Annotated in this window: 25 protein-coding genes; 12 read left to right on the forward strand and 13 right to left on the reverse strand. The window is 62.8% G+C overall.

Translation table 11 applies throughout. The features are described 5' to 3' along the window. Nucleotides 1-30 precede the first annotated feature (30 nt). The 5 genes from ACX3OZ_RS04695 to ACX3OZ_RS04715 all read right to left on the reverse strand — a co-directional run bounded on the left by ACX3OZ_RS04695 (nt 31) and on the right by ACX3OZ_RS04715 (nt 5386). A complete protein-coding gene (locus tag ACX3OZ_RS04695) occupies nt 31-546 on the reverse strand; it encodes a GFA family protein (protein WP_459103934.1) in 516 nt (171 codons plus the stop codon). A 187-nt stretch (nt 547-733) separates the two neighbouring features. Then, the gene (locus ACX3OZ_RS04700) at nt 734-1813 is read right to left on the reverse strand and encodes a patatin-like phospholipase family protein (RefSeq protein WP_459103935.1); all 1080 of its coding nucleotides are present in this window, start codon (nt 1811-1813) and stop codon (nt 734-736) included. Further along, nucleotides 1746-3020, reverse strand: a complete 1275-nt coding sequence (purD, locus tag ACX3OZ_RS04705) for a phosphoribosylamine--glycine ligase (protein WP_459103936.1) — start codon at nt 3018-3020, stop codon at nt 1746-1748. Before purD ends, ACX3OZ_RS04700 begins: the two co-directional genes overlap by 68 nt. Nucleotides 3021-3208: 188 nt before the next feature. Beyond that, nucleotides 3209-4579, reverse strand: a complete 1371-nt coding sequence (locus ACX3OZ_RS04710; protein ID WP_459103937.1) for a glutamate--cysteine ligase — start codon at nt 4577-4579, stop codon at nt 3209-3211. 66 nt (nt 4580-4645) lie between these two features. Further along, a complete protein-coding gene (locus ACX3OZ_RS04715) occupies nt 4646-5386 on the reverse strand; it encodes a 16S rRNA (uracil(1498)-N(3))-methyltransferase (protein ID WP_459096626.1) in 741 nt (246 codons plus the stop codon). Between the two features lie 128 nt (nt 5387-5514). Here ACX3OZ_RS04715 and ubiA point away from each other — a divergent pair, with 128 nt between their 5' ends. Then, entirely contained in the window at nt 5515-6447 is a 933-nt protein-coding gene (gene ubiA, locus ACX3OZ_RS04720) for a 4-hydroxybenzoate octaprenyltransferase (protein WP_459103938.1), read from the forward strand. Between the two features lie 5 nt (nt 6448-6452). Here ubiA and ACX3OZ_RS04725 read toward each other — a convergent pair whose 3' ends face one another. Continuing rightward, nucleotides 6453-7187: a class I SAM-dependent methyltransferase gene (locus tag ACX3OZ_RS04725; RefSeq protein ID WP_459103939.1), complete on the reverse strand. Its 735-nt coding sequence runs from the start codon at nt 7185-7187 to the stop codon at nt 6453-6455. Between the two features lie 124 nt (nt 7188-7311). Next, a complete protein-coding gene (locus ACX3OZ_RS04730; protein WP_459103940.1) occupies nt 7312-7827 on the reverse strand; it encodes a DUF6101 family protein in 516 nt (171 codons plus the stop codon). 265 nt (nt 7828-8092) lie between these two features. Here ACX3OZ_RS04730 and ACX3OZ_RS04735 point away from each other — a divergent pair, with 265 nt between their 5' ends. From ACX3OZ_RS04735 to ACX3OZ_RS04745, 3 genes are read left to right on the forward strand one after another with little or no spacing between them, the layout of a single operon-like run. Continuing rightward, nucleotides 8093-8959, forward strand: a complete 867-nt coding sequence (locus ACX3OZ_RS04735; RefSeq protein WP_459096630.1) for a 3'(2'),5'-bisphosphate nucleotidase CysQ — start codon at nt 8093-8095, stop codon at nt 8957-8959. After that, on the forward strand, nt 8949-9191 hold the full coding sequence (locus ACX3OZ_RS04740) for a DUF4170 domain-containing protein (protein WP_459096631.1): 243 nt from the start codon (nt 8949-8951) through the stop codon (nt 9189-9191). The genes ACX3OZ_RS04735 and ACX3OZ_RS04740 overlap by 11 nt, the downstream gene beginning before the upstream one ends. A 45-nt stretch (nt 9192-9236) precedes the next feature. Further along, nucleotides 9237-10508, forward strand: coding sequence for an O-antigen ligase family protein (locus ACX3OZ_RS04745; protein ID WP_459103941.1), 1272 nt, complete (start codon nt 9237-9239; stop codon nt 10506-10508). Here the strand turns inward: ACX3OZ_RS04745 and ACX3OZ_RS04750 are convergent. The 4 genes from ACX3OZ_RS04750 to ACX3OZ_RS04765 form a co-directional block, all read right to left on the reverse strand. After that, on the reverse strand, nt 10505-11653 hold the full coding sequence (locus ACX3OZ_RS04750; protein WP_459103942.1) for a hypothetical protein: 1149 nt from the start codon (nt 11651-11653) through the stop codon (nt 10505-10507). The genes ACX3OZ_RS04745 and ACX3OZ_RS04750 overlap by 4 nt on opposite strands. A 2-nt stretch (nt 11654-11655) precedes the next feature. After that, nucleotides 11656-11877 (reverse strand): DUF2093 domain-containing protein, encoded by a 222-nt coding sequence (locus tag ACX3OZ_RS04755; RefSeq protein WP_459096634.1) that lies wholly within the window; start codon nt 11875-11877, stop codon nt 11656-11658. 49 nt (nt 11878-11926) lie between these two features. Next, nucleotides 11927-13540: an exodeoxyribonuclease VII large subunit gene (gene xseA, locus ACX3OZ_RS04760; protein WP_459096635.1), complete on the reverse strand. Its 1614-nt coding sequence runs from the start codon at nt 13538-13540 to the stop codon at nt 11927-11929. 201 nt (nt 13541-13741) lie between these two features. Further along, a complete protein-coding gene (locus tag ACX3OZ_RS04765; RefSeq protein ID WP_459096636.1) occupies nt 13742-14629 on the reverse strand; it encodes a LysR family transcriptional regulator in 888 nt (295 codons plus the stop codon). A 151-nt stretch (nt 14630-14780) separates the two neighbouring features. On the opposite strand from ACX3OZ_RS04765, the gene ACX3OZ_RS04770 reads away from it, so the two are divergent. Beyond that, complete coding sequence (locus ACX3OZ_RS04770) at nt 14781-15038, forward strand: hypothetical protein (protein ID WP_459096637.1); 258 nt, start codon at nt 14781-14783, stop codon at nt 15036-15038. Nucleotides 15039-15196: 158 nt separating this feature from the next. Here the strand turns inward: ACX3OZ_RS04770 and ACX3OZ_RS04775 are convergent, their stop codons facing one another. Continuing rightward, nucleotides 15197-15448, reverse strand: a complete 252-nt coding sequence (locus ACX3OZ_RS04775) for a PilZ domain-containing protein (RefSeq protein WP_459096638.1) — start codon at nt 15446-15448, stop codon at nt 15197-15199. A gap of 15 nt (nt 15449-15463) precedes the next feature. Then, nucleotides 15464-15928: an invasion associated locus B family protein gene (locus ACX3OZ_RS04780; RefSeq protein WP_459096736.1), complete on the reverse strand. Its 465-nt coding sequence runs from the start codon at nt 15926-15928 to the stop codon at nt 15464-15466. Nucleotides 15929-16277: 349 nt separating this feature from the next. Between ACX3OZ_RS04780 and coxB the strand changes: the two genes are divergently transcribed. The 7 genes from coxB to ACX3OZ_RS04815 all read left to right on the forward strand — a co-directional run bounded on the left by coxB (nt 16278) and on the right by ACX3OZ_RS04815 (nt 22336). Continuing rightward, the gene (coxB, locus tag ACX3OZ_RS04785; protein WP_459096639.1) at nt 16278-17216 is read left to right on the forward strand and encodes a cytochrome c oxidase subunit II; all 939 of its coding nucleotides are present in this window, start codon (nt 16278-16280) and stop codon (nt 17214-17216) included. A gap of 23 nt (nt 17217-17239) precedes the next feature. Continuing rightward, nucleotides 17240-18937: a cytochrome c oxidase subunit I gene (gene ctaD / locus ACX3OZ_RS04790; protein WP_459096640.1), complete on the forward strand. Its 1698-nt coding sequence runs from the start codon at nt 17240-17242 to the stop codon at nt 18935-18937. Between the two features lie 55 nt (nt 18938-18992). Beyond that, on the forward strand, nt 18993-19925 hold the full coding sequence (locus ACX3OZ_RS04795) for a heme o synthase (protein WP_459096641.1): 933 nt from the start codon (nt 18993-18995) through the stop codon (nt 19923-19925). Continuing rightward, nucleotides 19925-20107: a hypothetical protein gene (locus ACX3OZ_RS04800; protein WP_459096642.1), complete on the forward strand. Its 183-nt coding sequence runs from the start codon at nt 19925-19927 to the stop codon at nt 20105-20107. Before ACX3OZ_RS04795 ends, ACX3OZ_RS04800 begins: the two co-directional genes overlap by 1 nt. After that, nucleotides 20107-20673, forward strand: a complete 567-nt coding sequence (locus tag ACX3OZ_RS04805; RefSeq protein ID WP_459096643.1) for a cytochrome c oxidase assembly protein — start codon at nt 20107-20109, stop codon at nt 20671-20673. Before ACX3OZ_RS04800 ends, ACX3OZ_RS04805 begins: the two co-directional genes overlap by 1 nt. A 2-nt stretch (nt 20674-20675) precedes the next feature. Continuing rightward, nucleotides 20676-21512: a cytochrome c oxidase subunit 3 gene (locus ACX3OZ_RS04810; RefSeq protein ID WP_459096644.1), complete on the forward strand. Its 837-nt coding sequence runs from the start codon at nt 20676-20678 to the stop codon at nt 21510-21512. Between the two features lie 74 nt (nt 21513-21586). After that, the gene (locus ACX3OZ_RS04815) at nt 21587-22336 is read left to right on the forward strand and encodes an SURF1 family protein (protein ID WP_459096645.1); all 750 of its coding nucleotides are present in this window, start codon (nt 21587-21589) and stop codon (nt 22334-22336) included. Nucleotides 22337-22342: the final 6 nt, after the last annotated feature.

The following is a 22342-nucleotide window of genomic DNA, read 5'->3' on the forward strand; positions in this document are numbered from 1 at the left end:
TGACACCCAAACTAGGGCACTATCCTCAGCTTACCCCAGCAGCAGCATGGCCAGCGCCGAGAGCGTCAGGGCGGCCATCATGCCGAAGGGATACATGGGAGAGCTCGGGATCGCGTCGGGCAGGGTGGTGTTTTCGGGGATGAATTTGGTGCAGATGCGCCATTGCACCGGCGGTACGGCGCCGCTCAACCGGTCGCGATAGAGCGGCACCCAGTGGCGGGCATCGTCAAACGTCACCGCCAGCGGCGCATTGCAACAGCTGGCCACTACCCGGTTGGTCGCCGAATCCGGGCTTAGCTTGTGGCTCACCAGCAGGTCCGCGCCCTTGCCGAAGCGCACCCGATCCTTGCGATAGAGCACGGTGGCGGTGCCCCCGGCCGCGTCGAGCATCGGCGGCGCACCCGGCAGCGCGCCCAGGATCAGCCCTGCCGCCTGGCAGTCGTCGCAATGGCAGATGACGCTGGCAATCGGCTTGCCCCACGCTTCGATTTCCACCTGCCCGCAACTGCAGGTGGCAGTGACCTGACGGTCGCGATTTTGTGCCATTTGCTGGTTCCGTGTCGATTGAGCCAGTCGACTGGAAATGGGGGGATTCGACAAGGGGCGGGTCCCACCCACGGTGTCACCCCGGCCTTGAGCCGGGGCCCATCTCGAGATTGTGCCGGTAAATGGATCTCGGGATGGATCCCGGCTCAAGGCCGGGATGACACCGAGTTTTTTGAGGCTACTGCCGTTAATTGCTGTCGATGACCTCGACCCGATCTGCGATGTAGTCCTCGATTTTCTGCGCCAGGATGCGCTTGAAGCGTTCTTTTTCCTGTTCGGCGTGGGCGACGATTTCGCGGACGCGCCAGAATTCCAGCGCGCCGATGGCGGCGACGTGCGGGCGGATATAGATGTCGGGCGGATAGGCCGCCATCATGTGGGCGGTCAGCGAATGCATCATGATCTGGGCCGAGCCGAACCAGATATCGAGCGCCTTGTGGTCGGTTTTGGTCAGGCCCTCGGAAGGGTCGCCATTGACGTCGATGCCAATGAGGAAATCGGTGTCGATATCGGCCTGATCCAGCGGCAGCGGATTGACCACGCCGCCATCGACCAGAATGTGATTGGCATAAAGCACCGGCTTGAACAGGCTCGGGATGGCGATGGAGCCGGCAATGGCCGGGCGCAGCAGCCCGGTATTGAACACCACCTGATGCCAGGACTGGAAATCGGTGGCCACCACATAGAGCGGCACCTTGAGGTCCTTGAATTCGAGCGGAAAATCACCCGGGGCGAAGGCGTCGACAATGCTGGTGGCGTCGAGCTGCATCGAAATGCCGTTTTTGAGAATGCCGCCAATGCTGCGAATCTGGGCGGCCCACAATTTGCTGGCGATGGTGCGCATGGTGCCCAGCACCAGATAGGAGTGTTCGCGCAATTCCTTGCCGGTCATGCCGGCGGCCCAGCCGGCGCCGATCAGCGCGCCGATGGAGGTGCCGGCGATGACCGAGGGTTTCAGCCCCAGCTCGTCCATCGCCTCGATATAAGGAATATGCGTCAGCCCACGGGCGGACCCGCCGCCCAGTGCCACGCCGATCCGAGGTAGCCCTCCGCTGTTCATGCCGGCCCGCTCCTTGCCTTTCGAGCGCAGCTGCTGGCCGAGGGCCTGACCGCGCAATTGCAGCGGGGTCAGGGAGCGGGGCGATGCTGCGTCAAAGACGGTCTTGCGGAAGCCTAGGCCGGCGAAGTTGAGGAATGGTTCAGACGGACGTGCGGGCGAGCTCGCGCCAGCCGATGTCTCGGCGGCAAAAGCCTTCTGGCCAATCAATCTGGTCCACGCCCGCGTAAGCACGCTGTTGCGCCTCTTTGAGGTCCTTGCCCAGCGCGGTGACGTTCAGCACGCGACCGCCAGCAGCAAGTAAACGTTCCCCATCGCGACGCGTTCCGGCGTGGAACACCATAGTGTCATCACGATTGACCGTGCCGACGCCGCGAATTTCCGAGCCCTTGCCATAATCACCCGGATAGCCCTCGGTCGCCATGATGACCGTCAACGCGAACTGGTCGATCCAGGCCACGTCATGGCCGGCCAGCGTGCCGGTGGCGGTGGCATAAAGCAGCGGCAGCAGGTCGCTTTCCATGCGCATCACCAGCACCTGGGTTTCGGGGTCGCCGAAGCGGGCATTATATTCCACCAGCCGGGGGCCGGTAGCGGTTAGCATCAGCCCGGCATAGAGCACGCCCTGATAGGGCGTGCCGCGCGCGGCGAGGCCCCGGACCGTCGGCCAGATCACCCGCTCGATGGTTTCGTCATAGAGCTCTTGCGTCATCACGGGGGCGGGGGAGTAGGCGCCCATGCCACCGGTATTGGGGCCGGTGTCGCCCTCAAAGGCGCGCTTGTGGTCCTGGGCGGTGGTCAGCGGCAGAATGTTGGTGCCGTCGCACAGCACGAACAGGCTGACCTCCTCGCCTTCCATGAATTCCTCGATCACCACCGAGGCGCCGGATGCGCCAAAGGCGCCGGCAAAACAGTCGATAATGGCGGCTTCGGCTTCATCGACGCTCATGGCGACGGTGACACCCTTGCCGGCGGCGAGCCCATCGGCCTTGATCACGATCGGCGCGCCCTGGGTGTAGAGATAGGCTAGCGCCGCCGCTTCGTTATCGAAGCGGCCATAGGCGGCGGTGGGGATATTCATCTCGTCGCAGAGGGCTTTGGTAAAGCTCTTGGAGCCTTCCAACTGGCCGGCGGCCTTGCTGGGGCAGAAGCAGGCAATGCCGGCGGCGCGCACATCGTCGCCCAACCCGGCCACAACTTGTGCGTCGGGGCCGACCACGACGAAATCAATCGCCATCAGTCTGCAGAAGTCGGTTACGGCCTGATGGTCGGTGATGTCGATGAGGACATTTTCAGCCACGGCGCCGGTGCCGCCATTGCCGGGGGCGATGAACAGCTTGGTCAGTTGGGGAGACTGGGCGATTTTCCACGCCAAGGCATGCTCGCGCCCGCCCGAACCGATCACCAAAACCCGCATCATAGCCTCCGTCATTGCTGGGGGCGTGATGCACCAGCGGGGCGGTGGTGGCAAGGGCTCTGCTCCGGCGCACCCCAAAACGCTGTGTCATCCCGGCCTTGAGCCGGGATCCATCTCGAGATCTCAGGATGGGCCCCGGCTCAAGGCCGGGGTGACATTGTGGGTGGGGAGAGGCTTGTGGCCCCAGCCTACATTTCGGCTTCTTTGAAGATGCGGGTCAGATCGCCGTTCCATTCGCCGTGGAGCTTGTCCAGCCAGCGCTGGGCTGGGGATTTGGCGAGGCGGATGGTTTCTTCCAGCGGGGCGAGGTGGATGGTTTCATCCTTGCCCTGAGCGTTGCGGCGGCCGCGGCGGACGAGGCCCGCTTCGGCGATGCCCACGGCCTGCGCGGCGACATCATAGAGGTTGGAGCGGTCATGCGGGGTCATCAGCGCCAGGCGCGGCACCTCGCGGCGCATCTGCTCGCGGTCTTCGTTGGACCAGGGCTCGATCAGCTCATAGGCGGCTTCCAGCGAAACCTCGTCATAGAGCAGGCCGGTCCAGAATGCCGACAGCGCCACCACCGAAGCCTCGTCGCCCATATCGGCGCCGCGCATTTCGAGGAACTGCTTGAGCCGTACCTCGGGGAAGATGGTCGAGAGATGGTCTTCCCAATCCTTCTTGGTCGGCTTTTCGCCCGGCAATTGCGGCAGCTCGCCGCGCAGGAAGGCGCGGAAGCTCTCGCCTGCGACATTGACATACTGGTCATTGCGGATGACGAAATACATCGGCACATCAAGGGCATAGTCGGCATATTGCTCGAAGCCGAAACCCTCGTCGAAGGCGAAGGGGAGCATGCCGGTGCGGGCGTCGTCGGTGTTGAGCCAGATATGGCTGCGATAGCTCAGATAGCCGGACTCGCGGCCTTCCGAGAAGGGCGAATTGGCAAACAAAGCGGTGGCCACCGGCTGCAGCGCCACCGCGACGCGCAGCTTTTTGACCATGTCGGCTTCGCTGGAAAAGTCGAGATTGGCCTGCACGGTGCAGGAGCGGAACATCATCGACGTGCCCAGCGTGCCGACCTGCTCCATATAGGGCTTCATGATGCCGTAGCGCGATTTCGGCATCGAGGGGATCTGGTCGACCGACCAGATCGGGGTGACGCCCAACCCGAGGAAATGAATATCCAGCGGTGCGGCGACCTTCTTGGTCACGGCCATGTGTTCGGCGAGTTCGGCGGCGGTGCCATGCAAATCGGCCTGCGGAGAACCGGAGAGTTCAAACTGCCCGCCGGGCTCCAGCGAAATCCCGCCGGCCACTTCGTCATTGCGCAGCCCGATCGGGCTGTCGCCGTCATAGAAGGGGTGCCAGCCGGTTTCGGCCTGAATGCCGTCGAGCAGTGCCCGAATGCCCTGCGGACCTTCATAGGTCACGGGCCGTAAGGGGTTGGTATGAAACACATGTTTTTCGTGTTCGGTGCCAATACGCCAGTCGCTCTCGGGTTTGCACCCGCGCGCCATGGCGTCAATCAGGTCGGCGCGCGATTCGATCAGCGGCTCGTTCGTCTCGTGGTCAGCCATTCGGCGTACTCTGCAGGAAATAATTGCGCGGAACATAGCGCCGTCCAAGCCGAAAGCAATCGGCTTTTATCGCCAATCGCCGATGGTCGCCTGAATCACCGCCAGCGCCGCCACCGCCGCCGTATCGGCCCGCAGGATGCGGGGGCCAAGGCTGATGGGCACAATATAGGGCAGTGCCAGCAATCTGGCGCGTTCCTCGTCGGAAAATCCGCCCTCGGGCCCGATGAGAACCCCGACCGGCCGGCCCTTGAGCGCGGCCAGCGCCGCGACCGGCGAGGATGAGGCGGCGCCCTCATCGGCCAGGATCAACGCCCGTTCGGCGGGCCAATTGTCGAGCAAGCGCTCCAGAGTGATCTCGGTTTCGACTGTGGGCACGCTCAACACTTCGCATTGTTCCGCCGCCTCGATGGCGTTGGCCAGCAGCCGCTCATGCTTGAGCCGATTGACCTGGGTGAAGCGGGTGATGACCGGCTGGATGGTGCCGACACCCATTTCCACAGCCTTCTGTACCACATAGTCGAGCCGCTCGGTCTTGAGCGGGGCAAAGCCATACCAGAGATTCGATACCGGCGTTTGCGGCGCGATCTGTTCGACCAATTCGAGTGCGACCGACTTTTTCGAGTCGCTGGTGAGTCGGGTCAGCCAGGCGCCGTCCCGTCCGTTAAACAGCACCACCTCATCGCCGACGCTCTTGCGCAGCACCGCCGCCAGATACAGCGACTGGTCCTTGCCCAGGGTGAGCTGGGTTCCCGCGATCAGGTCGGGTTCAACGAACAGGCGAGGCAGGGTGGCGTGGGTACGGGGCATGACGAAATCCAGTTTGCGGCATTGTGCCACGACCTCGTCCTGCGACAAGGCCGGATGAGGTCTACTGTGATTGGCGGAGTTGGAGTAGACCTCTTGTTAAGCTTGTCGAACCACGAGGTCGTGGCACTATGCCAGACGCAAATCCTTCCGGCACCGTTGCCGATGCCCAATCCGGCAACTGGGTTGATCGCTATGCCCCGGCCTGGCTGAAACCCTATGCGCGGCTGGCGCGCTGGGACCGGCCGATCGGCTTCTGGCTGCTGTTCTGGCCTTGCGCCTGGGGGCTGGCCCTGGCTGCCGTGGCCAATCCGGCGCAGGGATTTGACTGGTGGGGCGTGGTGCTGATGCTGGTGGGCGCCATCCTGATGCGCGGCGCCGGCTGCATCTTTAACGACATTGTCGACCGCGACATCGACGACAAGGTGGCCCGCACCCGCTCGCGTCCGATCCCCTCGGGGCAGGTGACGGCCCGCGACGCGCTGGCGTTTCTGGTGGCGCAGGCGCTGCTGGGCTCGGTGGTCCTGTTCCAGTTCAACCGCTTCACCGTCTGGGCCGGCGTGGCTTCGCTGGTGCTGGTGGCGATTTATCCCTTCATGAAACGGGTTACCTGGTGGCCGCAGGCGTTTTTGGGGCTGGCCTTCTCCTATGGCGCCTTGGTGGGCTGGAGTTCACAAACCGGCGGCCTCGCCGTACCGGCGCTGCTGCTGTATTTCGGCACCATCCTCTGGGTCATCGGTTACGACACCCTCTATGCGCTGCAGGATATCGAGGATGACGCGCTGATCGGCGTTAAATCCACTGCCCGCCTGTTTGGCGCGCAGGCCCGATTGATCGTTTCCGGCTTTTATATCGTAGCCTATCTGCTGTGGCTGACGGCCGCCATGATGGTCGGCGGCGGCATTATTTTTGCGGTGCTGTCGCTGGTGGCGGCAGGCATTCTGGCCTGGCAGGTGCAGACGCTGGATACCGGGGGCACCGAGAATGCCCTGGCCCGGTTCAAATCCAACCACTATGTCGGCATTGCCCTGACGCTGGCGCTGCTGGCCGATTGGGTGTGGTAGCGCGGTTACGGCAGGCGATAGACGGAAATATGGGATCTGGATGCGGCGGTGAAGGCCGACCCCGTCCAATCAGCGTGGCGGCTTTCTAGCGTAAATCCAGCCAGTTGTCCCATCAGGTCGAGTTCTGACGGCCAAACATAGCGGTGCGGTGACCGGAACAGAGTGGGCGCAGCATCCTGTGCAAAGTTGAAGTGGTGCGAAATGACGTGCTGGGCGACGACATCGAAACTGTCGACCAGCATGTAGCCATTCTGACTGCGCCCCACCACCGCCTGCGCAGCCGGCAATGCCTGGGGCAGCTCGGGAACCCATAATTCGATCACGAAGCACCCACCCGGGCCTAGATGCCGCGCGGCATTGCGGAAGCACGCGATCTGCTCGTCCTGCGTGAGCACATTGGAAATGCCGTTAAACACCAGGAATACCAGCGAGAATTCACCGGGGACGGTGGCCTTGGTCATATCGCCAATGACAACGGGAATGGTTTGCTCGTCAGCCCTGGTTCGCAATTGGGTGACCATGGGCGGCGCAATCTCGATCCCGGCGACCGGCACGCCGCGTTCGCGCAGCGGCACGGCGACCCGGCCGGTGCCAATGGCAAATTCCAGAGCGCGGCCCGAGCCGGCCAATTTCGCCAGGCGGTCGACCGTGGGGCCGAGTATCTCTGGCGCGAACATGCCGGTGCCGGGCGTGTCGTAGCTCTTGGCCGCCTGCTCATCCCAAATGTCTTCTTGTTTCATGCCAGCATCCTCCGGGCGGCTCAATATGCACACCATGCGGCGGTGGCGTATTTTTTAAAACGCCAAAGGGGCGAACCGCACCACCGGTTCACCCCTTTTGACGTGCTTTGGAGGCGCAGTAAACTTAGCCGTCGGGCTGGGCGCCCGGCTTGCGGCGGTTGAGGAAACGCGGGCGGCGATTGGCTTCGGCGACCAGCTTGCGGCGCGAGGCCGAGCTGCCGACCATGACGCCATCAACCTGCTGGCTATAGGGCATATAGGCGCCGTCGCCGGCCTTGATGAACAGCGGCAGGCGGAGCTTCTTGCCCCAGTTCTGCCATTCCGCGACGACGTTGTGATTGCCCTCTTCCTCAAACACGCGATAATTCAGTTCGTTGTCGGAGTGGACCAGCTCGATCGAGCTGGTCAGCACGCCTTCTTCGGAGATGCGGGTCGCCACGGCGACGCCGATGAATTCAGTGACCGGCACCTTGACCTTGATGGCCACGCCGCTCTGTTCCAGCATGCGGCGCACGGTAACGGTCTTGACGGGATCTTTGGGGCCGTTGTCGTTGGCAGCCACGAAGCGGCGATCTGCCAGCGTCGGGCGGCCGAATGCGAGAACGACCGAAGTCCCTTCCATCGCGACACCATGAACCATTTGAATTCGCCTTCCTGTCAACTTCGAGAGCTGTTTTTTGCGCTCTCTTTATGCCCCCACCATAGCGCGCCGCCTTACCTGCCTCCTTAATCGGTTGGGTTAAGTTTATCTTGTTTTTCGAGAGGGTTAGCGGTGTCTTGCACCGGGTAGGAACCGATTAACCGCGCTCGGTGCGGTGGCATTAACCGTGCCATATTCCGCCACCCGGCGCTGCGGCGGGGCGGGGGCCTTGCCCAAGGCACGCGCCAAGCCTAAAAGGCCCGCAATGCCAGCGCCCGCCACCAGTTACAGTGACGATCTCGAACTGCTCCGCTCCTCTGCGGTCGCGGCCGGGATCATTGCCAGCAGCTTCTTCCGGCGCGACGTCAAGAGCTGGAACAAGGAGAATGCCTCGCCGGTGAGCGAGGCCGATATCCTGGTCGACCGCTATCTGGCCTCCTCTTTACTGCATGCCCGTCCCGATTATGGCTGGCTGAGCGAGGAAACCGCCGACAATCCTAGCCGGCTGCAATGCGAACGGGTGTTTATCGTCGATCCGATTGACGGGACGCGCGGGTTCCTGCGCGGCGAGGACAGCTGGACGGTTTCGCTGGCGGTGGTCGAAAATGGCGTGCCGGTGGCGGGGGTGGTCTATGCCCCGGTGCGCGATGAAATGTATGACGGGCTCAAGGGTGGCGGCGCGCGTCTCAATGGCCAGCTCATTCGCCGTAGCCGCCGGGCCGGTGCGCCACCGCTGATTCCGGCGCCGGGCGCCGTGCATCAGGAGATGCAGACGGCCGGCCTGCATTATACCCGCGGCCCCGCTTTCCCCTCGCTGGCCTATCGGCTGGTGCAGGTGGCCACCGGCAAGCTCGACGCCGCCGTGGCCCGGCGCGGCAGCCAGGACTGGGATATTGCCGCCGCCGCGCTCATTCTGAACGAGGCGGGCATCGATTTTGCTGATGTGTGCGAGGGGTTCCCGCTATTCAACAAGCGGGACGTGCGCCACGGGGCGCTTGCAGCGCTGAGCGACATGAGCCTAAAACCGCTGGTGCACGCGGCACTGATCAAAGTCTATGGTTGTCCCGCGCCCGATGCCGGCGACACCGAACTCTCCATTCCCTCACTGACGGACCTGACCGATGGCAAATGAAGATCCCACCAAGCAGCTGTTGCATCTCGTGATCGGCGGCGAATTGTCGAGCCTTGAGGGCGTGACCTTCTCCGATCTCGACAAGGTCGACATCGTCGGGCTCTACCCCAACTATGCATCGGCCTATGCGGTGTGGAAGCAGAAGGCGCAGATGACCGTCGACAACGCCCATACGCGTTATTTCATCGTCCACCTGCACCGCCTGCTCGAGCCCGAAACCTACAAGCCGTAAGACTTCGCGGTCAGGTTTTTTGCTGTATTAGACGAGGATAGCGGCGTGCTGAATTCCCTTTCCAGCATCATGTTGGTCTCCGGGCTCGCCTTCATGGGCACGGCGCCCTTCGTGGCCGACTATATCGTGTTGGCGGCCGGCCTGTTTGGGCTGGGGCTGGCGCTGGTTAGCCGTGACGCCGTGCTGAAGACCTGGCCGGCTCGACTCCCGCTGCTGGCTCTGGTGCTGATCGCGCTCACCATTCCCTTTGTCTATAAGAGTGAACTGGATCTGCTGCCGCTGGCCGTGTTCTCAGCATTTTTGCTGGCGCCCGGCGTCGCAGTGCTGATCCAGCGCAGCCCGGAATGGCTGTCACCTTATGCCTTTGCCCTGGCCTGCCTGACCGGTGCCGTGACCGCCTGCCTGATGGGGCTCGCCGAGACCGCGTCGATTGAGGGCATGCGCGTTGGTGTCGGCAATAATCCCATCCACTATGGCGGCATTGCTGCCGTGCTGGGCTTCATGGCCCTGACAGGGGTTGTTGCCGGGCGATCGCCGATGCGGCTGCTGTTTTTGATCGGGCCACTGGCTGGCTTGGTCGCGGTCCTGCTGTCGGGCTCCCGTGGCCCATTGCTGGCCTGGTTCGCGACGGCGGCAGTGGCGGTTCCCTTCCTGGTGTGGTGGAACCGGCGCGATTGGCTGACCCTTGTCGGGGTGGCAATTATATTGGCTGCGGCGGTAGGGCTGACGACACTCTCGCCAGATAATCGCGCAACCACCATGCTCTTTGATGCGGCCGAGTTGGCCGACCACGAGATTGCCCAGGCCGCCGCGGGGCTTCCGCCCGAGCAGGTCCCTGACGCGTCCGAGCTGTCCGTGCTCATTGCGCAGACGCCAGTGGCACAGGCGATCCGGGAACAGGATAGCATCCGGTTGGCGATGCTGAATTCGGCTTTGGCGGCGTTCAAATCGTCGCCAATCGTGGGGATTGGGCTGGGCCAGATCATGCCCTTCGCCAACCAACTGTATCCGGGTATGGCTGGGTTGGCCGAATTGGACAATTACCACAACGATTTGGCCAATTTTGCCGCCATGGCAGGCCTGTTCGGTATCCTCGCCTATTGCTTCGTCATGCTGTCGCCGCTGGTGTTGCTATGGCCTGCGGCGGCGCGGAAAAACCACGCGCTGGTGTTGGGCAGTATCATGCTGGTGGTGAGCTATGGCGTGTTGGGGCTGACCAACGCCATGTTCGGTATCTTGCCGCAAACCATGCTGTTTGTGCTGGTCTTGGGCTACCTGATGGCCTTGCAGCGCGCCACTTTGGCCAGCCAGCCTTAGCGCACCAGGGCGTCGATGATGGCGTGGATGGCTCCTGGGCCGCCGATGCGCTGGCGGCCGATGCCGGCCAGCCGGCGGCGCTCATCATCATTTTCCAGCAAATGGTGCAGGGCGGCCCCGATGGCGGGGGCCTCCGCGGTGGTGACGGTGCGGGCTTCGCCGAAGAGTTGCTGTTCGTCGTTGAAGCGCGAGCGGCGGTCGCGTGGGTTGATGAAGGTGATTACCGGCTTGCCCAGGCCCAGTGCCTGCACCGTGGCGGTGCCGGCCTGCGACAGCACGACATCGGAGGCCAGCAGCAGATTGCCCATCGCCCCGCCACGCGCCATGTGGATGGTCAGGTCGCCGTCGGAAAGTTCGCCGAGATCACCCGGCTCGACACTGAGCATGGAGGTGCGTTTGAGCCCGGTCTTGCGCGCCAGATCATCGACATTGATGCTGCCGGCGACGGCGAGGAAGACATCCGGGCGCAATTCGGTCGGCAGGGTGCGCAGCGCATCGACCTGGAGGGCAAAGCTTTCCGCCGTCAGTGCGCGACTGCCCGGCAGCAGCGTCACCGCCATTGGCCGGCTGCGCCTGCTGTTGGCGTCGTAATCGCCCTGCGGAATGGTGTCCATCATCACATTGCCGGCCGAGCGCGCATCGACGCCGGCCTGTTCCAGCACCTGCGCCAGGCTGTCGGAGCGGCAGAAGATCGTGGTGCAGGCGCGCTTGATGGTCCAGCGTTCGGCGCTGGAATAGAGCCGGGCGGCGCCGGTTTTGTAGACGTCGAGATAATAGAGGCCACGATGGCCGGTGAGGTAGCAGGCCAGCACCCCGACCATGTCGCCGACCACGACCACGCGATCATATTTTCCGACCATCTTGCGAAGGAAGCCGAGGGCCGGGGGCACGGTGCCCAGACCGCCGGTGGCGATGTCGCGGCGCAGTGAGCCTTTAACATTGCGCCAGCCTTCGGAGGCCAGCGTGGCGCGTGGCCCGACAATCGGGCAGACCCCGGTATAGGCATTGCCGGCGCCGATCATCGGATAGGCTTCAACGGCGACCGTATTGGGGAGCTGGGCAATGACGGCTGCGGCGATGGCGTCTTCGCCATGACCGTTGGAAATGAAAAGGAACCGGCTGGGGCCCGACGCTGCGGCCGCCACCGTCAGACTCCGCGGCCGAAGCGCTCGAAAGCGGTGTGGGCGGCAACGGCGTCGGCATAGGGCTCCTGCCGGTCGACGCTCCAGTAAAACAGTTCATCGAGCGGAATGGGCTTTTGCGTGATGGCGCAGCGCACGAAGCTGCCGGGCTTGAGCACGACATAGTCGCCATCAAGATAGCGGATGACCGCCTCGGTGGGCGCGAAGCCCTTGTCGAAGATGTTCATGCTGGCACTCCTTCAAGCGTTGCATCGATATAGCGAGCAATGCGCCAGATCAAAAGAGGCTTTCCTGCGTGTCGCCGTCCGAGGCGGGACGGGGCTTCTTTTTGACCGCCGGACTGCCGGCAATGGTCGCGCCCACTGCGCCATCGGCGAACTCGATAGCCACCATGTCGCCTGGCTGCAGGCCAGCGCGTTGCTGCACCAGATTGCCCTCGCCATCCTTGATCACCGCATAGCCGCGCGCCAGCACATTTTTGTAGCTCAGCGAGGCCAACAGCTTGCCCGATTGGGCCAGCCCCGCGCGGCGGTCGGCCAGCGTCTGGGTGATGCCGGCCAGCAGTCTTGCGGTCAGTGGCGCCAACTGGCCCTGGGAGTGGCGCAGTTCGGACTTGAGCGCATTTGGCGACAGCTTGGGCGATATGGCATCGAATTGGGCGCGCTTGCGTTCGACCAGTCGGCCGGCAGCAGCGGCGAGGCGTTCGGCACGTGGATTATGGGTCAGGCGGGCACGATCGACGGTCTGGCGCAGGCCGGCATCGGCGCGCATGGAGAGATTGCGCAGCCGCTCGCTAAATTCGGCCTGACGACGCTCCAGCAGTTTGGGGCCGAGGCGAGGCTCGAGCCGCGAAAATTGCAGGCGGTGCTCCTGCACGGAGTGGCGCAACCCGGTAAACAGATTGCTGGCGGCATGGTCGAGGCGCTGACGCTGGGTGGCAACGAGATCGCCGGGGCGGGGCAGGCCGGCTGCGGCGGCGCGCAGGCGGTCACGGGCACTGCCGGTCAGCCGGCGCGCGGCCTGACGCTGGCGCGAGCCCAGATCGTCGACATAGCCGATCAGTTCGGCCCGCACCGGCACCGCCGCTTCTGCGGCTGCGGTGGGCGTGGGCGCGCGCATGTCCGAGGCGTAGTCGACCAGCGTCGTATCGGTTTCGTGACCGATAGCTGAAATGATTGGAATGCCGCTGGCGGCGACAGCGCGGACTACAGCTTCCTCGTTGAAGCCCCACAGGTCCTCGATGGAGCCGCCGCCGCGGGCCACGATCAGCAGATCGGGGCGAGGAATCGGTCCGTCGGGTAGCAGCGCGTTAAAGCCTTCGATGGCGTTGACAACTTCGGGCGCGCAGGTGTCACCCTGCACCCGCACCGGCCACACCAGCACATGACTGGGGAAGCGGTCGTCGAGGCGATGCAGAATATCGCGGATCACCGCGCCGGTGGGCGAGGTGATGACGCCGATGACGCGCGGCAGATAGGGGAGGGCGCGCTTGCGGTCGCGGTCGAACAGGCCCTCGGCCAGCAGCTTTTTCCGCCGCTCTTCGAGCAATGCCATCAGCGCGCCGGCGCCGGCCGGCTCGATATTGTCGATGACGATCTGGTATTTGGAGGAGCGCGGGAAGGTGGTGAGCCGGCCGGTGACGATCACCTCCAGCCCTTCCTGCGGCTTGAAGCTCAGCTTGGCATAGCTGGTTTTCCATACCACCGCGTCGATTGAGGCGCTTTCATCCTTAAGGGTGAAATAGGCGTGGCCCGAGGAATGTTGTCCGCGAAAGCCGGAAATTTCGCCGCGGACGCGCACATGGCCGAACTCATCCTCGACGGTGCGTTTGACCGCTTGGGAGATTTCGCTGACGGTAAATTCGGCGGCATTGGTGAGGGTGTCGGCCATGCTCTCTGGTGCGATATCAGAAGGGGCTGGTCAAGGGTTCGGTGAGGGCTCGTCCACAAAGTCACCCACAGACCGTCATCCTCGGGCTCGACCCGAGGATGCTGCACTTCGTCTGACCTGGGGAAGTGAAGAGCCCTCGGGTCAAGCCCGAGGGTGACGATCGAGGGTTGGGCTCGACCCGAGGGCGGCGACCGAGGGCGACTACTCCGCCGCCTCGGCCCCGCGTGGTGCGTCGAGATTGCCCATCGACTGGACGATATGATTGGCCAGCGCGTCATAGATGCCACCATAGGCGTGGCTGGCCCGCTTGAGCGCGATCTGGGCGTCGTTGAGCCGGGGCAGGGCGATCTCGTCATTGATCACGCGCATGCCCGGCTGTAGCGCGCTTTCCGGCAGGAAGCCGACAGCCAGGTCCGACAGCACGGCGCTCGAAATCGCGGTGGCGTTGGAGGAGGTATAGGCGATGCGATAGTCCCGCCCGCTGCGGTCCAGCGCTTCCATAGCGTCCTTGCGCCAGATGCAATATTGCGGCCCGCAGGCGATGGCCACCGGATCGCTGGCCAAAGCCCGCCCGCCATGGCTGGCCACCCAGAACATTTTTTCGGTGCGGAACAGCTCGCCGTAATTCTGCTCGGTGCCCTGGGTGAAGACGATGAGATCGTAGCGGCCAGCGCGCATGCCTTCGAGCAAATGTTCGGAGGCCATGCAGGCGACGTCGACGGCGATCTTGGGGTGGGTGCGCTGGAAGCTGGAAAGGATCACCGGCAGCAGGCGGACGGCATAGTCGTCGGGCACGCCGAAGCGGATCGAGCCGGCCAGGTCGCCATCGGAGAAATGATCGAGAATTTCGGCATTGGTGCGCAGCATCTTGCGAGCGCGGGCATAGAGCGCCTCGCCATGCAGGGTCAGCGTCACGCTGCGGCCATCGCGGGTCAGCAGCGACTGGCCCAGCCGTTCTTCCAGCCGCTTGATCTGCATCGACACCGCCGACTGGGTCTTGTTCACCCGGCGCGCTGCCTCGGTGAAACTGCCGCAATCGGCAATGGCGCAGAAGCTCTGCAATTGATCGAGATCGAGGGGAGATGCCATCGCAATCACCATCACTCAATTTGATAGGGTAGATGAAATCTATTTGTTGGACGAATGGATGTCCAGAGCGTTAGCTCTTGATCATCGACGCAATATTCTCGCGCCGGCCCCGCCGACCTCCCTCGGCACAACCACATGTTTGGAGACTATCATGGCTCTCTCGCTCCCCGGCGAGCGGTCAATCGCGGCCGCCACGCCAGCCAATCCAATTGCCGCCTTCGCGCGCTGGATCGCCCAGGCCCAGGCCGCGCATACCCGACGGGTCGCGTTGTCAGCCCTGCTGGATCTCGATCACAGTCGCCTCAGCGATCTCGGCATTTCACGTGATGACGTTGTCGTGGCGATGACCACGCCGGGCCAGGCTGGTCGGGTGCTCAGCGCCGCCCGCGCCTGCAGCGCCCGCCTCTGATCAAGCCGGATTTGCGTCAGCCTGATGCCGACGCGTCCCTGTTGGTACGGACAATCGCTATGCGCGCTCGTGCCATCTTCCGGGCCGGTTTTGCCGTCGGTCCCGTTTCCTGATGACTTGCCGGACCAGTGCGTTGAGCGCTTGTCCGGCTTTTTTGTTCAGGTTGCGGCGTAGGTGACGCCGATTTCGGTGGCGGTGCGCCAGACGACGGTGCAGGCGAATTTACGGCCGTCATCCATCACCAGTTGGAAGCTGTCGGGAATGCCGACAATGCTGGGCAGTTTGAGGCGAGCGCCGGTCTCCGACATATTGCGCACGGTGCATTGAAAGGTCGAAAACCCGTCATTGACCACGATGCGCCCGCCTTTCAGCGTGCGCTGGCGTGGCGATATGCGGTGCTCGTCAGTCATCGGCTTTACTCCGGATCAGGGGAGTTGGGCGAAGCCATCAGCAAACCCATTGAGCGATACGGGGATGCCGATACCTTCTTCGGGGGTCTTGAACACGACGAAAATGGCATTGCTGCCTTTCGACAAGGTTTCGATCAGCGTGTCATCAAGCACCACTTCGGCGACGCAGCCATTGGGCAGGCAGCGCACAAAGGCGACGCGGCCCATATCTTCGCCATCGACATTGAGCCCGAGCCCGTTGGGCAGCAGCACGCCGAGTGGGGCCAGCACGCGCAGCAGGCGGGCTTCACGATCCGCCGTGCGCAGCACGATGACCGACAGGCCCACATTGGGCTGATCCTCGGCCATCACATTCTGGATGATGGCGCATTGTTCAAAACTGGCGCCGGGGGGCGTGTCGCAGCTCATCTGCCAGTCGCCATACTGGGCGCGGACCACGCCCTGACCGAAGCTGGCGCCGGCTGCTGCCGCCACTGCCATAAGTGCAAGGCCCAGACCGGCCAGGCGACGCTTCACAATTGGCTTCACTGTATCAATTCTCCAGACGAATCGCGCGCGAACGCGAGCTTTCCTGTTTCCGACAGGCTGGGGTTCAAGTCAACCAAAGCCCCGTTTTGCAAGGCTTATGCGCGCCAAACTGCGGCGGTGGTGAGGCATTTTTGCGGTTGGCCTCGAACAATATGACGCAGTGGCGCGCCCGCTTGCCGCAATGGACTCGGCCTTGGCGATGTGATTTAGGTCAGGAAGAGTTTTTGCGCTCCGAGGTTGAGTCGGGGCGGCGTATGCTATGCCGCTGTTTTTGCCCCTCAATCCCGGTGTGGAGCACCAGTTGAAGTCGATACGGGGGTTTAATGTGACCGGGCAGTTCTTGAGAAAGATGGGGGCGATTTCGGCGGCCGCAATGGCGCTGGCCCCAGCTCTTGCCACGGCGCAGGATAGTGGAGCGGGACATCCTGTCCCAGGCCAGATTCATCTGCAGCCATCGGTGACCCCGATCATGGACTCCATCGTGGCTTTCCACGATGGCATCCTGATGTGGTCCATCAGCTTCATCGTTGTCCTGGTGCTGGTTTTGCTGGCGTGGATCGTTTTCCGCTACAACGCCAAGCGCAATCCGGTTCCGGCCGGCTTTACCCATAATACGATGGTCGAGATCATCTGGACGGTCCTGCCGATCGTCGTGCTGATCATCATTGCCATTCCGTCTTTCGGCGTGCTGAGCGACCAGCTCACCACCCCTGATGGCGAGCGCAAGTATCTCGGCGCCAACATCTTCTCGTTCGGCGAAGTCGAGGTTCCGGCTCCCGAATTGACCGTCAAGGCCATCGGCCAGCAGTGGTACTGGGATTATGAATATGTCGACCAGGGTTTCGCCCTGACGTCGCTGATGCTGCAGGAAGAAGAGCGCCTGGCCGACAAGCCGAACCAGCCGCGCCTGCTCGCCGTCGACAATGAGCTGGTCGTTCCGGTCGATACCACGGTGCGCATGCAGATCACGGCCGACCCGATCGGTGTGATCCACGCTTTCGCCGTGCCGTCCTTCGGCATCAAGATCGACGCCGTGCCGGGCCGTCTCAATGAGACCTGGTTCAATGCACGCGAGACCGGCATCTATTACGGCCAGTGCTCTGAGCTGTGCGGCAAGGACCATGCGTTCATGCCGATCGCCGTGCGCGTCGTCACCAAGGAAGAATTCACCGCCTTCATGGCGGCGTATGAAAGCGGCGGTTACGCTGCTGCCAACGCCACGCTTGCGGCAGTGCAGTAAACACGGGTCAGGGGAAACAACACATGGCCGAAACAGCTCACCTCGAGACCCATGCTGCCGGACTTGCTCCTGCGCATGAACACCATACGCCGACCGGTTGGCGTCGTTGGGTCTATTCGACCAACCACAAAGATATCGGTATTATGTACATGATCTTCGCCATCGTGGCGGGGATCATCGGTGGCCTGCTGTCCGGCGTCATGCGCCTGGAACTGCAGGAGCCGGGTATCCAGATTTTCCACGGCCTCGCCGGGATGGTCTATGGCATTGATGGCGACGCCGCGCTCGACGCCGGCAAGCACATGTACAACGTGTTCACCACGGCGCATGCGCTGATCATGGTGTTCTTCGTGGTGATGCCCGCCACCATGGGCGGCTTTGCCAACTATTTCGCGCCGCTGATGATCGGTGCCCCCGATACGGCATTCCCGCGCATCAACAACATCGCCTTCTGGCTGCTGCCGCCGGCGTTCATCCTGCTGATGATCAGCCTGTTTGTTGAGGGCGTTGGTCCCGAGGCGCTCGGTGCTGGTGGCGGCTGGACGATCTACCCGCCGCTCTCGACGACCGGCATGCCTGGTCCGGCTATGGATTTCGTGATCCTGTCGCTGCACGTGGCCGGTATCAGCTCGATCCTGGGCGCCATCAACCTGATCACCACGATCTTCAACATGCGCGCTCCCGGCATGACGCTGCACAAGATGCCGCTGTTCGCCTGGTCCGTGCTCGTCACCGGCTTCCTGCTGCTGCTGGCTCTGCCGGTGCTGGCTGGCGCCATCACCATGCTGCTGACCGACCGCAACCTGGGTACGGCTTTCTTCAAGCCTTCCGAGGGCGGTGACCCGGTCCTGTTCCAGCACCTGTTCTGGTTCTTCGGTCACCCCGAAGTGTACATCATGATCCTGCCGGGCTTCGGCATTGTCAGCCACATCGTCTCGACCTTCAGCCGCAAGCCGATCTTCGGCTACATGGCCATGGCCTATGCCATGGTGGCCATCGGCTTCGTCGGTTTCGTCGTGTGGGCTCACCACATGTACACCACGGGCCTCAGCCTTGACGTGCAGCGCTACTTCGTGGCCGCCACCATGGTCATCGCAGTGCCGACCGGCGTGAAGATCTTCTCGTGGATCGCCACCATGTGGGGCGGCTCCATCACCTTTAAGTCGCCCATGCTCTGGGCCATCGGCTTCATCTTCCTGTTCACCGTTGGTGGTGTGACGGGCGTGGTGCTGGCCAATGCCGGCGCGGACCGGATGCTGCACGACACCTATTATGTCGTGGCGCATTTCCACTACGTGCTGTCGCTGGGCGCTGTGTTCTCCATCTTCGCGGGCTGGTACTACTGGTTCCCCAAGATGAGCGGCTACATGTACAGCGAGTTCATGGCCAAGGCTCACTTCTGGATCATGTTTGTCGGTGTGAACCTGATCTTCTTCCCGCAGCACTTCCTCGGTCTCGCCGGCATGCCGCGTCGTTATATCGACTATCCGGATGCCTTCGCCCTGTGGAACCGTGTCTCCTCGATCGGCTACTACATCACCTTCGTTGCGATGATCATCTTCTTCTACGCAACCTGGGAAGCCTTCCGGAAGAAGCGTCCGGCTGGTGACAATCCGTGGGGCATTGGTGCCACGACGCTGGAATGGACCCTGTCCAGCCCGCCGCCGCACCACCAGTTCACCACGCTGCCGAACTTCGAAACTTCGACCAACGCACATTAATGCAATTCCGGGCCGCGTTCGCGCGGCCCGCCATTACAAGGATAAAGGCAAGCTAGTGGCTCTCATCGATGACAGTAGGAACCTGTCCGGTCTGACCGGCGAAGCAAGCGTCGAGGATTACCTCGCGCTGCTGAAGCCATCCGTCATGCAGCTGGTCGTGTTCACCGCCATCGTTGGCCTGATCGTGGCGCCGGGTGGTATCAATCCGGTGCTGGCGATCATCGCCATTGCCTGCATCGCCATCGGGGCCGGGGCCTCGGGCGCGCTCAACATGTGGTATGATGCCGATATCGACCGGATCATGAGCCGCACGCAGAACCGGCCGATCCCGGCTGGTCGCATGACGCCGCAGCAGGCGCTGGTCTTCGGGCTGGTGCTGTCGGTGTTCTCGGTAGCGCTGCTGGGCCTCGCGACCAATTGGGTTGCTGCCGGCCTGCTCGCCTTCACTATCTTTTTCTATGCCGTCGTCTATACGATGTGGCTGAAGCGCGCGACGCCGCAGAACATCGTCATCGGCGGTGCTGCGGGTGCCTTCCCGCCCATCGTGGGCTGGGCGGCGGTGACCGGCTCGGTGGCGTTTGAACCCATCGTGCTGTTCCTCATCATCTTCCTGTGGACCCCGCCGCATTTCTGGGCGCTGGCGCTCTACAAGCAGTCCGACTATGGCGCTGCCGGTGTGCCGATGATGCCCAATGTCGTGGGTGTCGACTCCACCAAGGTGCAGATCTTCGCCTATACATTGCTGCTGTCGGCTTCGGCCATGCTGCCGACCTTCTTCGGCTATGCCGGCTGGATCTACACCGCTGTTGCCGTCATCACCGGCGCCTCGTTCACCTATTTCGCCTGGCGCCTGCTGCGGACGAAAGAGGACGTGGCGATGCGCAAGTCGGCCCGTTCGCTGTTCAATTATTCCCTCAGCTATCTGTTCGTCCTGTTCTTCGCCTACATGACCGACAATCTGCTGACGCGTTTCGGGGGACTGTTCTGATGAGTTCTCCTGACGAAATCCGCAGCGTCGCGCCGGAAACGGCTGAAGTTGCCGCCGCACGCGCCAAAATCCGCCGCCGTCGCTCGATTGCCCTGGGCGTTGCGCTGGCACTGTTCGCCCTGACCTTTTACGCGCTGACCATCATCAAGATGGGGCCGGCTCTGTTCGATCGGGCGCTGTAATGACCGATGTGAAGCAGCATGATGTTGACGCCATGACGCGCCGCCGCAACCAGCGGATGGCATTGACGGGTGTGTTTATCGCAGCCGGCATGGTCGGCGTGGCCTATGCGGCCGTGCCGCTCTACCAGCTGTTCTGCCAGGTCACCGGCTTTGGTGGCACGCCGCAGATCGCCGAGAGCGCGCCCAAGGGCGCCATCGACCGCGAAATGAAGGTGAGCTTCGACTCCAACGTGGCCGGAGATCTGGCCTGGACCGTCAAGGCCGCCGCGCCTGTCACTGACCGGATCGGCACTGTCGACACCGTGCATTACGTGGCGACGAACAATACCGACAAGGTCATTTCGGGCATGGCGACATTCAATGTGTCGCCCGACAAGGCCGGCGTCTATTTCAACAAGATCGAATGCTTCTGCTTTACCGAGCAGACGCTGCAGCCCGGCGAAACCGCCGAGATGCCGATTGTCTTCTTCGTGGATCCCGATCTTGCGGATGACCACGAACTCGCAACCATCAAAGAGATTACCCTCTCTTATACCTTCTACTCTTCAGATAACGGGGAAAGCTGACCATGGCCGGAGTAGCCAAGAACCACGACTATCACATGGTCGAACCGAGCCCATGGCCCTTTGTCATGTCGGCTGCCGTACTGATATTGGCATTGGGCATCGTCTTCTGGATGCGCCAGTGGACGCCATGGGTGTTCTTTATCGGCCTGACCGGCGTGCTCTACACCATGTATGCGTGGTGGAGCGACGTGATCAAGGAAGCCAATAACGGCGTCGATCACACCCCGGTGGTGCAGATGCATCTGCGCTACGGCATGATGCTGTTCATCACCTCGGAAATCTTCGTTTTCTTCGGCTTCTTCTGGGCCTATTTCGACGGCTTCTTCCGCCTCGATGACATCGAGCAGTATGCCCGTGTTGCCGGTACCGGTGGCATCTGGCCGCCGATTGGTGTGGAACTGTTCGATCCGTTCCACCTGCCGCTGTTCAATACGCTGCTGCTGCTCACCTCGGGCACGACGGTCACCTGGGCGCACCATGCGCTGCTGGAGAACGACCGTGAGGGTCTCAAGTGGGGTCTGGGGCTGACCGTGTTGCTGGGCGTGCTGTTCACCATCGTGCAGGCTATCGAATATAGCGAAGCCGGCTTCAGCTTCAGCGGCAACATGTATGGCGCTACCTTCTTCATGGTGACGGGCCTGCATGGCTTCCACGTCATCATCGGCACCATCTTCCTCGCCGTCTGCCTGCTGCGCGCCGTCCGCGGTGATTTCACCCCGCAGCGCCATATCGGCTTCGAGCTGGCCGCCTGGTACTGGCACTTCGTGGACGTGGTCTGGATCTTCCTGTTTGCTGCCATCTATGTGTGGGGCAGCTGGGGCGTGGCTCTTAGCCACTAGGGTTCGCCCACCAAAATTCATGGGGCGCAGCCGCAAGCTGCGCCCCAATTTGTTTGTCGACCCGGAAGCCAGCAATGACCGAACAACGCGCCCTCGGGCGAGCCATGACCTGGACCTTCGTCGTGCTGATGCTGGCGCTCGCCGCCACCTGCCTCTGGCTCGGCACTTGGCAGATGCAGCGCCTCGCCGAGAAGGAAGCGTTGATCGCCGCTGTCGACGCCCGTCTCGGGGCCGATCCGGTGTCGGCGCCGCCAATGGCGCAATGGCCGGGCCTCGATCTCGAAGCCCTCAATTTCCAGCCGGTCTCGCTGACCGGCGCCTTCCGCTACAATCAGACGGTGACGGTGTTCACCAGCCTCAGCAATGCCAATGGCCCCGCCTCGGGCCCGGGCTATTGGGTGGTGACGCCCTTCGTGCTGGCCGATGGCGGCTCGGTGTTCGTCAATCGTGGCTTCGTGCCCCAGAGCCATCAGGAAGCCGCTGTCACCGATGCTGAAGGCGATGAGCGCCAGGTGACCATTTCCGGCCTGCTGCGTCCTGGCGAGGCGGCCGGCTTCATGACGCCGGGCCCCGACACCTCCAACCGCATCGAATGGGTGCGTGACCCGGTACGGCTGGCCGCGATGGTCGATCCGGCGCTGGCGCCCTTCGCCCCGTTCTATGTCGATCTTCCCGCCGGTCCGCCGGGCCAACTGCCGCAGGGCGGCGAGACGGTCATCGAATTTCCCAACAACCACCTGGGCTATGCCTATACTTGGTATGGCTTCGCCATTGTCGCCGTGGTCATGCTGGGCTTCTGGCTTCGGCGCCAGCGGCGTCCGTGAAACTTG

Source organism: Devosia sp. A369 (assembly GCF_054489345.1).

What these genes read in the sequence shown, in the direction of transcription:
- ACX3OZ_RS04695 (WP_459103934.1), bottom strand. Translation starts at nt 546, where the DNA reads ATGGCACAAAATCGCGACCGTCAGGTCACTGCCACCTGCAGTTGCGGG.
- purD (WP_459103936.1), bottom strand. Translation starts at nt 3,020, where the DNA reads ATGCGGGTTTTGGTGATCGGTTCGGGCGGGCGCGAGCATGCCTTGGCG.
- ACX3OZ_RS04710 (WP_459103937.1), bottom strand. Translation starts at nt 4,579, where the DNA reads ATGGCTGACCACGAGACGAACGAGCCGCTGATCGAATCGCGCGCCGAC.
- ACX3OZ_RS04715 (WP_459096626.1), bottom strand. Translation starts at nt 5,386, where the DNA reads ATGCCCCGTACCCACGCCACCCTGCCTCGCCTGTTCGTTGAACCCGAC.
- ubiA (WP_459103938.1), top strand. Translation starts at nt 5,515, where the DNA reads ATGCCAGACGCAAATCCTTCCGGCACCGTTGCCGATGCCCAATCCGGC.
- ACX3OZ_RS04725 (WP_459103939.1), bottom strand. Translation starts at nt 7,187, where the DNA reads ATGAAACAAGAAGACATTTGGGATGAGCAGGCGGCCAAGAGCTACGAC.
- ACX3OZ_RS04730 (WP_459103940.1), bottom strand. Translation starts at nt 7,827, where the DNA reads ATGGTTCATGGTGTCGCGATGGAAGGGACTTCGGTCGTTCTCGCATTC.
- ACX3OZ_RS04735 (WP_459096630.1), top strand. Translation starts at nt 8,093, where the DNA reads ATGCCAGCGCCCGCCACCAGTTACAGTGACGATCTCGAACTGCTCCGC.
- ACX3OZ_RS04740 (WP_459096631.1), top strand. Translation starts at nt 8,949, where the DNA reads ATGGCAAATGAAGATCCCACCAAGCAGCTGTTGCATCTCGTGATCGGC.
- ACX3OZ_RS04755 (WP_459096634.1), bottom strand. Translation starts at nt 11,877, where the DNA reads ATGAACATCTTCGACAAGGGCTTCGCGCCCACCGAGGCGGTCATCCGC.
- xseA (WP_459096635.1), bottom strand. Translation starts at nt 13,540, where the DNA reads ATGGCCGACACCCTCACCAATGCCGCCGAATTTACCGTCAGCGAAATC.
- ACX3OZ_RS04765 (WP_459096636.1), bottom strand. Translation starts at nt 14,629, where the DNA reads ATGGCATCTCCCCTCGATCTCGATCAATTGCAGAGCTTCTGCGCCATT.
- ACX3OZ_RS04770 (WP_459096637.1), top strand. Translation starts at nt 14,781, where the DNA reads ATGGCTCTCTCGCTCCCCGGCGAGCGGTCAATCGCGGCCGCCACGCCA.
- ACX3OZ_RS04775 (WP_459096638.1), bottom strand. Translation starts at nt 15,448, where the DNA reads ATGACTGACGAGCACCGCATATCGCCACGCCAGCGCACGCTGAAAGGC.
- ACX3OZ_RS04780 (WP_459096736.1), bottom strand. Translation starts at nt 15,928, where the DNA reads ATGGCAGTGGCGGCAGCAGCCGGCGCCAGCTTCGGTCAGGGCGTGGTC.
- ctaD (WP_459096640.1), top strand. Translation starts at nt 17,240, where the DNA reads ATGGCCGAAACAGCTCACCTCGAGACCCATGCTGCCGGACTTGCTCCT.
- ACX3OZ_RS04800 (WP_459096642.1), top strand. Translation starts at nt 19,925, where the DNA reads ATGAGTTCTCCTGACGAAATCCGCAGCGTCGCGCCGGAAACGGCTGAA.
- ACX3OZ_RS04805 (WP_459096643.1), top strand. Translation starts at nt 20,107, where the DNA reads ATGACCGATGTGAAGCAGCATGATGTTGACGCCATGACGCGCCGCCGC.
- ACX3OZ_RS04810 (WP_459096644.1), top strand. Translation starts at nt 20,676, where the DNA reads ATGGCCGGAGTAGCCAAGAACCACGACTATCACATGGTCGAACCGAGC.
- ACX3OZ_RS04815 (WP_459096645.1), top strand. Translation starts at nt 21,587, where the DNA reads ATGACCGAACAACGCGCCCTCGGGCGAGCCATGACCTGGACCTTCGTC.